Here is a 10925-nt window from a genome sequence, read left to right on the forward strand (position 1 = left end):
AGCCGCCCACTGGGCGACGTAAGCTGGTAACGCATTGAAATCCTCTCGAAGCGACGTTGCGCCGGGATGACCGCTTCACGACCTATCCAAATATGAACTTTGACAGTTCACAAACTTATGGTAGTCAGAAGGCATAATTTGTCAACTGCGGACCGCATGCCTTGAACAGCGAGCTCGAATCCAGCGCGGCCCACAAGCACACCATTCCGGTGATCGATCGGATGATGGACCTGCTGGGCGCACTGGAACAGCGCGGCTCAGGCATGACTATCAGCGACCTGACGGCAGTGCTCGGCCAGCCCCGCACCTCGATCTACCGCATTCTCAACACCCTGCAGCAGCATGACATGGTGCGCCGCGACGATGCCGGCGCGTACCATCTTGGCTCGCGCCTGCTGACGCTGGCGTCCCATGTGGCCTCGCGCGCCACCGATATCGACCTCGTCGCCATTGCCCAGCCCTTTATCGACAAGCTGGCCGCTGAGTTGGGCGAGGGCGTCAAGCTCAGCGTCATCGACAATGAAGGCATTCTGGTGCTGGCCGCCTCGCAGGGCCGGCGCGAATACGCGCTGACCGTCGCGCCCGGCCAGCGGATGCCCGTCCATGCCGGCGCCGCAAGCAAGCTCCTGCTCGCCTATCTCGACCCTGAGGAACAGGCGCGCTGGATCGACAGGCCACTCAGCGCCTTTACCACCAAGACCGTCACCGATCCCAAGCGCCTGCGCAGCGAACTCGCGCGCATCCGGCGCCTGGGCTGGGCTCAGGACAAGGGCGAAAACGCCCCCTCGATCCAGGCCTATGCCGCGCCCGTTTTTGCCAAAACGGGTAAGATGGTCGCTGGCGTCAGCGTGCCCTTTCTCAGCGGCACCGAGCCCGCCCGCATGGAACTGATCCGCATGGCGGCGATCGAAACCGCCGCCGCCATCAGCCAGGCCATGCCCGCATAACAATCGCTCCGGGGGGACAGAAGTGAAAATCATTGATCTGAAATGCGCCATCATCGGCAAAAGCCCGATCGTGCGCATCGTTACCGATGAGGGAATATCGGGCTACGCCCAGGCCGAAACCTGGAAGCCGTACCTCAAACCCCATATCCTCGCCTTTCGCGACGCCCTGATCGGCGAGGACCCGACCCTGGTTGAGCGCGTCATGCTCAAGATCCGCCAGCGAGGCGGCTTCAAGCCCTGGGGCACGGCGGTGAGCGTCATCGAAATGGCCCTTTGGGACCTTGCCGGCAAAGCCGCAGGCCTGCCCGTACACAAGCTCTTGGGCGGCAAGATCCGCGACAAGGTGCGCGTCTACAATGGCTCGGTGCGCTTTCCCTTTTCCGGCCACCGCCCGGAAGACTATGCCGACGACATGAAAAAGATGATGGCCCTGCCCCAGGGCTTCACCATCTTCAAGCAGCCCATTGGCTTCCATTCGCCCATGAAGCGGGAAGTGCCCAACTTCTACTATGGCGAGCCGGGCGCCGGGGCCTTCCATGGTGCGCTTGACCGCGGCCCGATTACCGAAAAAGGCTTGCGTCACTTCGTTGATTGCGTCGCCGCGATGAAGGAAGTCACCGGGGACGATGTAGGCCTCGCGCTCGACTGCGGCCCCGGCTGGATGCTGGGGGACGCCATTCGCCTCGCGCGCCTGCTCGAGCCCTACAACCTGCTCTGGATCGAAGACCTGCTGTCGGGCGACTACACGCCTTGGGTCAATGCCGGCGTTTACCGCGAACTCACCCGCACCTCCACGACCCCTATTCATACCGGCGAGCAAATCTACCTTCGGCAGAATTTCAAGGAACTGATCGAGACCCAGGCAGTGCATGTGGTTGGCCCGGATCCCGCCGATGTGGGCGGCATCGCCGAGCTTAAATGGATCGCCGAATATGCCGATCTGCACGGCATCACCATGGCGCCCCACGGCACGGCCAACGGCGTGCTGGGCTTAGGCGCTCTGGTGCAGGTTTCGGCGACGCTCCCCAACAACTTCATCGCTTTTGAGTATACCCATGGCGATCCCGACTGGTGGAACGACATCGTTGAAGGCCTGCCGCCGGTTGAAAACGGCATGATCACCGTTCCTGACCGCCCCGGCATGGGTGTCGATATCGTTCCCGAGCGGGCCCAGCGCTATCTCGGCCCTGACGATCTCGACTTCTTCCGCTAACCGACCGCTAGGGACCCCTCATGCACACCATCGGCATCCTGGGCGCTGCCGGCATTGCGCCCCGCTCCATCATTCAGCCCACCCGCCGCCGCCGTGATGCGGTGATCGGCGCCGTCGCCTCGCGTCGCCTTGGTGCCGCGCAGGCTTATGCCGAAGCGCACCGCATTCCCGTGGCCCATGAAAGCTATGAGGCCCTCCTCGCCGATCCCGCGATCACCATTGTCTACAATGCCCTGCCCCCGACGGGCCATGCGGAATGGACCATCAAAGCCCTCGAAGCGGGCAAGCATGTACTCTGTGAAAAGCCCTTGGCCACCAGTGCGGCCGAAGCCGCCCTGATGGTGGCGGCAGCGGAACGGGCCAACCGCCTCCTCGCCGAAGCCTTTCACGATCGCTACCATCCGGTGTTCTTGCATCTGCTCGACCTCAAGCAGTCCGGCGCCTTTGGCACGATCAAGTCGCTGACCGCCAGCTTTCACGTCGATATCCCCTTTGATCCCAAGTCCATTCGCCACGACCCCGGTCAGGGCGGTGGCGCAATGATGGATCTGGGCTGTTATCCCGTTCATTGGCTGCGCTCCTTCATGGGCTGCGAACCGGAGGTCCGCTCCGCCACGGCCGTGCTCAACCCGCTCGGCGTGGATCAGCGCATGGAAGCCGAACTGGTGTTTCCTGGAAACGTGCCGGCCCAGATGATCGCCGATATTGCCAGCCCACCCTTCCGCGGCCTCCTGCGTATCGAAGGAGAACAAGGGATCGTGGAGCTCGACAATCCTTGCCTGCCCCACAAGGGCCATTCATTGCGCGAGTGGTTCGGCGAGAGCTATCGCGAACACACCTTGGGCGCTGGGACAACCTATGACTATCAGCTGGCGGCGTTTCTCGAGGCACTAACCGGCGGCACACCCTTGCCCACCGGAGGGATGGATGCCGTGGCCAACATGGCGACCATCGACGCCATCTATGCAGCCGCGCGAGCAGGCGGAACGATGCGCGCGCCTTAGCTGGTGCTGCAGCCACGCTGTACAAACGTCTGCCTCAAGCGAGTTTAGGCCACGAACCGAGCGATTGACCTGAGGCGCAAAGCCGCCCGCCTGGGCGCGTATGACGCTGCCACCGGCACCTCGGCCGAGATCGGGCTTTCAAGCGGTGCGAACTACGCAGTAACCATTCGCGATGACACGGGAGCGCACGTTTTTGAGAGCGGGTTCCAATCGATGCGGGGAAGGCTAGGCTTGAGGGGTAAGCAGCTGCCGGGCGCCTCCTGCGCCCGCTCAACGGGAGTGTCCCGGGGTGAAGCGACGACCGGTCTATATCGGATCGAACAAGGTGCGCACGGGCCAGCCGTCGGCTCGCGCTACGGCCACACGCCCGCTTCCCCAGGCAGCTGATCCTGCCGCCCAAGAACCTAGTTTCTCCCACCGCGCGCGCCAGCACCTGCACCGGACCTACAACCAGCATCAAGGCAAGGTGCTGGTGCTGTCCTCGGTGCTCCTCGCCCTCTTGCTGGTGGGACTTTACGAAGTGTTGCGTGCGCCCGGCCAGAACCTGAGCCAGGGCGACATCAACGACGCCGTGAACTTCGCCCTCGACGAGCGGGGACGGCCTCCTTCCATCGCTTCCCAGGCTTATGCTGCCATCATCCCGTCGGTGGTGCGGGTCAATGGCTATGATCCGGCTGCTGGGCAAGAACCTGCCGCTGCCGCGCCTGGTGGCGAGCCGCCGGCAGCCGAACTGCCCCAATCAGGTGAAATCGAAGAAGATTTCCATGAAGAGTTCACCGCTGTCGGCAGCGGCGTCGTCATCGACGACCAGGGCACCATCCTGACCAATCTGCATGTGGTGCGCGCCGCCAAGCGGCTGCGGGTGTCGTTCTTTGATGGCACTGAAGCCGATGCCACGATCATTGGCGCCCGACCCGAACTCGACCTTGCGATTATCCGCCCCAGCGTGCTGCCCGATGACCTGCTCCCGGCAACGCTTGGCTCAAGCAGCAGTCTGCGCCCGGGGGACGATGTTGTGGCTGTCGGCTTTCCTTTCGGCATCGGTCCTTCCGCCTCGGCTGGCGTGGTGTCGGGCCTGTTGCGCGTGCTCGAGCGGGAAGGCGAAAGCACGATGCGCAACCTGATCCAGTTCGATGCCGCCGCTAATCCCGGCAATTCGGGCGGCCCGCTGGTCAATGCCGATGGCGAGGTCGTCGGCATCGTCACCGCCATCCTCAACCCCTCGGGGCTGCGCACTTTTGCCGGCATCGCCTTTGCCGCCACCATCGAGGAAGCCGGGGGCGCCGTCGAAGAGTCACCGCTTTAGCCAGGAACGGAAGCAGCCATGGACGATCCAATTGAGACCCCGACGCCCGCCGCCTCCCTGATGGAGCAGGTACTCTATGAAGTCAAAAAGGTCGTGGTCGGGCAGGACCATTTCCTTGAGCGCGTGTTGATCGCCCTTCTGGCCAAGGGCCACCTCCTGGTCGAGGGGGTTCCGGGCCTCGCCAAGACACTGACCGTCAACACCCTCGCCCATGCGATCCAGGGGCAGTTCAAGCGCATACAGTTCACGCCTGACCTCGTGCCGGCGGACCTGGTCGGCACTCGCATCTACAACAACAAGGATGGCGAGTTCACCACCTCCCTTGGCCCGGTGTTCTGCAATCTGCTGCTGGCCGACGAAATCAACCGGGCCCCGGCCAAGGTGCAAAGTGCCCTTCTCGAGGTGATGCAGGAACGGCAGGTCACCATTGCCGGCCAAAGCCACCGGGTGCCCGAGCCCTTCGTCGTGATGGCGACGCAAAACCCCATCGAAACGGAAGGAACCTACCCGCTGCCCGAAGCGCAGGTGGACCGGTTCATGATGAAGGTGCTGGTCGGCTATCCCTCCGAGGAAGAAGAATTCGTGATCGTTTCGCGCGTCACCGGGGTGATGCAGACCGTGGCTAAAGTGGCGACCACCGAGCAACTCATTGCCCTTCAGGCGCGGGCGCGGCAGCTTTACGTCGATCCGACGCTGATCCAGTTCGTGGTGCGGCTGGTTGCAGCCACCCGCAACCCCGAACTGGTCGGGCTCAAGGACCTGCAGCGCCTGATCACCTATGGCGCGAGCCCGCGGGCCAGCATCAACATGATTGAAGCCGGGCGAGCGCTCGCCTTCCTGAGGGGCCGCGAGTATGTCTTGCCCCAGGATGTGATCGACGTGGCGGCCGATGTCATGCGCCACCGCATTGTCCTGTCCTATGAGGCGCTCTCGGAATCCATCGGTCCCGACGGGATCATCAACCAGATCCTTCGGGCCGTCCCGGCACCCGAACAACCCCTGCAAACCCATGCCCGCCTCGCCTCGGCAAGCTGAAGCGCTGCTCCAGCGCGTGGAATGGACCGTGGTGCGCCGCCTCGATGGCGCGTTGCAAGGCAATTACCGCACGCTGTTCCGCGGCGCCGGCCTCGATTTTGCGGACCTGCGGGAATACCAGGCCCACGACGATGTCCGCCACATCGACTGGAACGTCACCGCGCGCACCCAGGTGCCCCATGTGCGCATCTTCCACGAGGATCGCGAGGTGACCGCCTGGTTCCTGCTCGATCTCAGCCCCTCGGTCGATTTCGGCTCCGGCGACACCAACAAGCGGCAGGTGCTGACCGAATTCACCGCCGCGCTCGCACGAATATTCGTGCATCACGGCAACAAGGTGGGCGCCATTCTGTTTGATGGCGTCGACGAGCTCATCGTTCCCGCCCGCGGCGGCCGCCGCCATCTGCTGCATCTGATCGACAAGTTGCTCAGCCATCCTCGGCGCCTGCGCGCACCGCAGACCGATCTTGGCGGCTTTTTTCACCGCGCCGGCTCGGCGCTCAAGCGCCGGTCCATCGTCTTTGCCGTATCTGACTTTGTGTCGCTTCCCGGGTGGCAAACCTCTCTTGGCGCGCTCGCGCGCCGCCACGAAGCCGTTGCCGTGCGGCTGGTCGATCCCCTCGAGCAGGCACTCCCAGATCTGGGTCTGCTGGCCATTGAAGACGCCGAAACGGGCGAGCAGTTGCTTGTCGACACGGGCGACCGGACCTTCAGGGATCGGTTCAGCGCGCTGGCCGGGCAATGGGAGGAAGAGATCGTCGATGGCTTCAATCAGGCCGGAATCGATGCGCTTGAACTCTCGACGGCCGACGATCTGGCCAACGCGATCCTCAGATTCGTCACCATGCGCCGGATCAGCGCCAGTGGCGCCATAGCAGGAGCAACGGCATGACCTTTCTCTGGCCCGATATGCTCTGGTTGTTGCTGCTCCTGCCGTTGCTGGTGGGCACCTATGTCTGGCTTCTGCGCCGGCGCAAGAAAACGGCGCTGCGCTATGCCAATCTGCCGCTCATCCGGCAGGCGCTTGGCAAGGGGCCGGGCTGGCGCCGCCATGTGCCACCGGCGCTGTTGCTGCTTGCCGTTGGCGTGCTGGTGCTGGCCGTGGCGCGCCCTGCGGCGGTGGTCACCCTGCCCAGTTCCCGCTCCACGGTGATCCTGGCGATCGACACCTCCGGCTCCATGCGCGCCACCGATATGTCGCCCTCGCGCATTGCTGCCGCGCAGGAAGCGGCCAAGGCCTTCATCACCAGCCAGCCCATGGATGTGGAGATCGGCATCGTGGCCTTTGCCGCTTCTGCTGTCCTGATGCAGGCGCCCACGCTCGACCGGGAACTGCTCACGGCCGCCGTCGATGGCTTTGACCTGCGGCGCGGCACTGCCGTGGGCGCGGGCGTGATCACGGCGCTTTCCACCATTTTTCCCGACCGCTCCTTTGAGATCGAAGGCTATGATCCGCGTGATCAGCTGGGGATGCGAAGCGGTGGCGTGACGCCCCAGACCGGCCGCTCGCTCGACAATGCCGAGCCTGAGCCCCAGCCGGCAGAACATGTGCCGGTTGAACCGGGATCCTACCAGAATGCGGTCATCATCCTGCTCACGGACGGGGCAACCACCACCGGCCCTGATCCTCTGGCAGCGGGGAAATTGGCGGCCGATCACGGCGTGCGGATCTATACGGTGGGCTTTGGCTCGACCGGCGGCGAAGTGGTCGATTTCGGCGGCCGCTTCATGCGCGCCATGCTCGACGCACCAACCCTGCAGGCCATCGCCGCTACCACGGAAGGTGAGTATTTCGAGGCCCAGTCCGCCGAGGCGTTGTCGGAGGTTTACGGAACGCTGGCGACCCGCCTGATCGAGGAAAAAAAGCTCACCGAAATCGCCTTCCTCTTCGCCGGCCTCGGCGCCCTCCTCACCCTCGCCGCCGCTGGGCTGTCCATGCTCTGGCTTGGGCGCATAGCCTGATCTTTGGCGCGAGCTCTGCGGGCAAAGCTTAAGGTGCCGAGTGTGTTGTTACTTTCTGCTTCATGCATCCCCGGAACGTCTCGTCTAAGGGCCGGAATTGGTGTATAATATCCAGTCACAAGCACCTCGGCCAAGCGGCTGGTGAGGCCTAGTCGAGTTTGGGCTAAAGAAGCAGTCCCACCTTGAAATCGTCTGTCGTGATTGACGGCAGAGTGCTTCATCCTTGCCACATCGATAGTAGCTCAGTGCGATAACGGCGCCTAAGGGCCCAGCCCTGCGAGCGCAGCCAATCGCGGTCATCAAGATTGAGCCTGTCCCGGAGCACGTCACGAGCCGCAGGGGCGACCCAGAACCATGCTGCCGCGTAGTCGGCGGCAGGATCGCCCACGGCGGATAGCCCCCAAATCGAGCACACCCGGCAAAGCACCACCTCGGACGATCAGGTTGTCAGCCTTGAGGTCACCGTGCAGCCAAACTGCCCGCCCCATAAACTCTGCGTGCAGACCTCGTCCCAAAGAGCATGCGCGCGTCGGGCGTCTATTTCGTCGGCGACAATGTCAACTCAAGTACCCGATGAGCACGCCCGGACGAGGACCGCAACTGCAAAAAACCGGGTCGCCGGGATTGCTGCTGAGGCGGCCGCGCCTGACCGACCCGGGATGTTTCCAAACGGCTGAGTAGAATAAACTGGGGAATGTCCCGGCTAGCCATATGCTAGTTAGGGCAACTCATTTTATTGCGCAGGCACGACTTCTTCCTGCTAGGTCTTAAGCTCGGCCCCGGCAGTCCAATTCAGCTATTTTGGAGCCTAGGCCATGTATGATGTTATCATTATCGGCCTCGGCGCCATGGGCAGCGCGGCGGTCGCCGAAATCGCGGCCCGCGGGCACAAAGTGCTTGGTCTCGAGGCGTTCCAGCCGGCGCATAAGCTCAGCTCTTCGCACGGCGACAGCCGTATCATCCGGCTCGGTTACCATGAGGACCCAGCCTATGTGCCGCTGCTACAGCGCGCTTATCGCAACTGGGCCCGCATGGAACGCCGGCTCCAAACCAACCTCCTGAGCAAGGTCGGCGTGTTGCAGATCGGCAAGCCGGGCAGCGACCTGATCGGGGGCATGTTGGCCTCCTGCGCAGAATACGGCCTCGCGCACGAGATTCTGGATCAGGCTGAAATGGCCGACCGCTATCCGGCCTATCGGCTGGCTGGGGACGAAATTGGCGTCTTCGATCCAGAAGGGGGTTATATTCGTCCCGAAGCCGCCATTTGGGGCAATCTCAAGCTGGCAACCGCCGATGGGGCCCATATCCATATCGGCGAGCGCATCACCAGCATCGAGCGAGGGGCAACGATTATGGTTCGCTCGCCCCAAGCGAGCTACGAAACGCGCAAGGTCATCGTTGCCACCGGCGCTTGGATATCGGAACTGGTCCCGGAGCTTGCGGCCCGCGCCGCGCCAATCAAGCAGGTCGTCGCCTGGTATCAGCCGGGCGATGGCTTTCTCGCCCAACCCAACAGAATGCCCTGCTTCCTCAGCGATGAAGGCGAAGACGGCACCTGGTTTGGTTTCCCGCAAATCGGCGTTGATGGCGTCAAGATCGGCAAGCACTGCCATTTTTTCGAGCCAATCGATCCAGACCAGGCCAATCCGGCCGTCACTCACGCGGACATGGATCTCCTCGACGCCTTCGCCGCACGCCGAATGCCGGAGGTCGCAACCACACGGATCAAAGCGGTCACCTGCCGCTACACCATGCTTCCGGGCGAAAATTTCCTCATCGACCTTCTGCCAGCCGATCCTCGCGTTATCGTGTGCTCCGCCTGCTCCGGCCACGGGTTCAAATTCGCCAGTGTCATTGGAGAAATCCTTGCCGATCTGGCGCTGGATGGCGGCACCACCCTGCCCATAGCGCCCTTCACGTTCGACCGGCACATGGTGGGGTAAAGCCTCCTACCCTGAGGAGGAGGTGACGTTTCTCGGAAGCATGAACCAGAGTGGCAGCTTTCCAGTACTGCACTGCACCGCACTGATTTGCTTTACGTCTGCAACCGGGGGCAAGCTGCCGAGCAGAAAAGCGCCCCCCTTCTTGGTCATTTTCGAGAGCTGCAGCTGGCACACAAAAGGGGACATAGACGTATTGCCGCCGAGTAGAGCGGATCAGGGCAATACCCAAGCTCTAGATCACCGCCGCCCTGGGCCGATAAGCCCCTTCCAGCTCCGCGACGTCTTCCGTGCTGAGCTTCAGCGCCAGTGCCGCAACGGCGTCGTCCAGGTGATGCGGTTTGGACGCGCCGATGATGGGCGCAGTGACGACGGGGTTTTGCAGAACCCAGGCGAGAGCGACCTGAGACATGGCGACGCCGTGGCGCTGGGCGACGCTCTGAACGGCGTCTACGATGCCATGGTCCATTTCGGCAGTGTCGCCATAGACTTTGGGAATGACATTGTCCGTCCCTGAGCGACCGGTGACCTGGCCCCATGGTCGGGTGAGCAGCCCCCTGCCCTGCGGGCTCCAGGGAATGACGCCAACGCCCTGATCCGCGCAAAGCGGCAGCATCTCACGCTCTTCCTCGCGGTAGAGGAGGCTTAGCTGGTTCTGCATCGAGACGAACGGCGTCCAGCCGTTCATTTTGGCGACATACTGGGCCTTGGAAAATTGCCAGGCCGACATGGATGAGGCTCCGATATAGGTGGCCTTTCCCGAGCGCACGGCGTCGTGCAGCGCCTCCATCGTCTCTTCAATGGGGGTGTCATTGTCCCAGCGGTGGATCTGATACAAGTCGACGTAATCGGTCTGGAGGCGGGTAAGTGACGCATCGATCTCACGCATGATTGCCCGGCGTGACAGTCCGGTGGCGTTGGCATCGGTTCGACGGGTTGCGCCGTTGACCTTAGTGGCAAGGACCACGTCCTCCCGTCGCACAAAGTCCTTCAACGCGCGCCCCAGGATTTCCTCGGAACTGCCGTCGGAATAAACGTTTGCCGTATCGAAAAAGGTGATGCCGAGGTCAAGCGCTTGGCGGATAAAGGGACGACTTTGGTCCTCAGGCAGCGTCCATGGGTGGTTCCCCTGGTCAGGTGCCCCATAGGTCATGCAGCCGAGGCAGAGCCGCGAGACTTTGAGACCGCTAGTGCCCATTCGCTTGTGGTCCAAAGTCGCTCTCCCGATACTTGTGTTTGGTCCAGGCAAGGGTAAGGCTTAGTGGCGCCGGATGTATAGGACTATTCAGCGGGCCAGCGTGGTCCGCCTTCCAAGGACACGGTTGTTTCGGGACAGAACCAGCTTAGAATGGCGGAACATGCGCTTGGCGCCGCGCAGCGGCGGATGAGAGTACCGGGGGTTGCAGCTCCTTGCGCCGCCAGCGCCCACACAGGGTCTGACGACACTGGGCATCATGGGCATTCTCTCCCATTTTGATTTCTCGTCCATTGCCGAGGACAGCGCCGAGCATGTTCACC

9 protein-coding genes are annotated in these 10925 nt (G+C 62.8%); 8 read left to right on the top strand and 1 reads right to left on the bottom strand.

What is annotated here, in order from left to right:
• Positions 1-161: 161 nt before the first annotated feature.
• The 8 genes from HRQ64_RS18340 (at position 162) to solA (ending at position 9410) form a co-directional block, all read left to right on the top strand.
• A complete protein-coding gene (locus tag HRQ64_RS18340) occupies positions 162-947 on the top strand; it encodes an IclR family transcriptional regulator (protein ID WP_248307267.1) in 786 nt (261 codons plus the stop codon).
• A 22-nt stretch (positions 948-969) separates the two neighbouring features.
• Positions 970-2160 (top strand): mandelate racemase/muconate lactonizing enzyme family protein, encoded by a 1191-nt coding sequence (locus tag HRQ64_RS18345; RefSeq protein WP_172125465.1) that lies wholly within the window; start codon positions 970-972, stop codon positions 2158-2160.
• Between the two features lie 20 nt (positions 2161-2180).
• Positions 2181-3164 carry a Gfo/Idh/MocA family oxidoreductase gene (locus HRQ64_RS18350; RefSeq protein ID WP_172125467.1) on the top strand — a complete coding sequence of 328 codons (984 nt, stop codon included), beginning with the start codon at positions 2181-2183 and terminating at the stop codon, positions 3162-3164.
• 289 nt (positions 3165-3453) lie between these two features.
• Positions 3454-4470: a trypsin-like peptidase domain-containing protein gene (locus tag HRQ64_RS18355; RefSeq protein WP_172125469.1), complete on the top strand. Its 1017-nt coding sequence runs from the start codon at positions 3454-3456 to the stop codon at positions 4468-4470.
• Between the two features lie 18 nt (positions 4471-4488).
• On the top strand, positions 4489-5505 hold the full coding sequence (locus tag HRQ64_RS18360; protein WP_248305142.1) for a MoxR family ATPase: 1017 nt from the start codon (positions 4489-4491) through the stop codon (positions 5503-5505).
• Entirely contained in the window at positions 5480-6397 is a 918-nt protein-coding gene (locus tag HRQ64_RS18365) for a DUF58 domain-containing protein (RefSeq protein WP_210258710.1), read from the top strand. Before HRQ64_RS18360 ends, HRQ64_RS18365 begins: the two co-directional genes overlap by 26 nt.
• Positions 6394-7467, top strand: a complete 1074-nt coding sequence (locus HRQ64_RS18370; RefSeq protein ID WP_172125473.1) for a VWA domain-containing protein — start codon at positions 6394-6396, stop codon at positions 7465-7467. Before HRQ64_RS18365 ends, HRQ64_RS18370 begins: the two co-directional genes overlap by 4 nt.
• A gap of 815 nt (positions 7468-8282) precedes the next feature.
• Positions 8283-9410 carry an N-methyl-L-tryptophan oxidase gene (solA, locus tag HRQ64_RS18380; RefSeq protein WP_172125477.1) on the top strand — a complete coding sequence of 376 codons (1128 nt, stop codon included), beginning with the start codon at positions 8283-8285 and terminating at the stop codon, positions 9408-9410.
• A gap of 232 nt (positions 9411-9642) precedes the next feature.
• Here solA and HRQ64_RS18385 read toward each other — a convergent pair whose 3' ends face one another.
• Positions 9643-10620: an aldo/keto reductase gene (locus HRQ64_RS18385; protein WP_172125479.1), complete on the bottom strand. Its 978-nt coding sequence runs from the start codon at positions 10618-10620 to the stop codon at positions 9643-9645.
• Between the last annotated feature and the right edge of the window lie 305 nt (positions 10621-10925).

It is taken from the genome of Devosia sp. 919, from assembly GCF_013185965.1.
Taxonomy (GTDB): Bacteria; Pseudomonadota; Alphaproteobacteria; order Rhizobiales; family Devosiaceae; genus Devosia.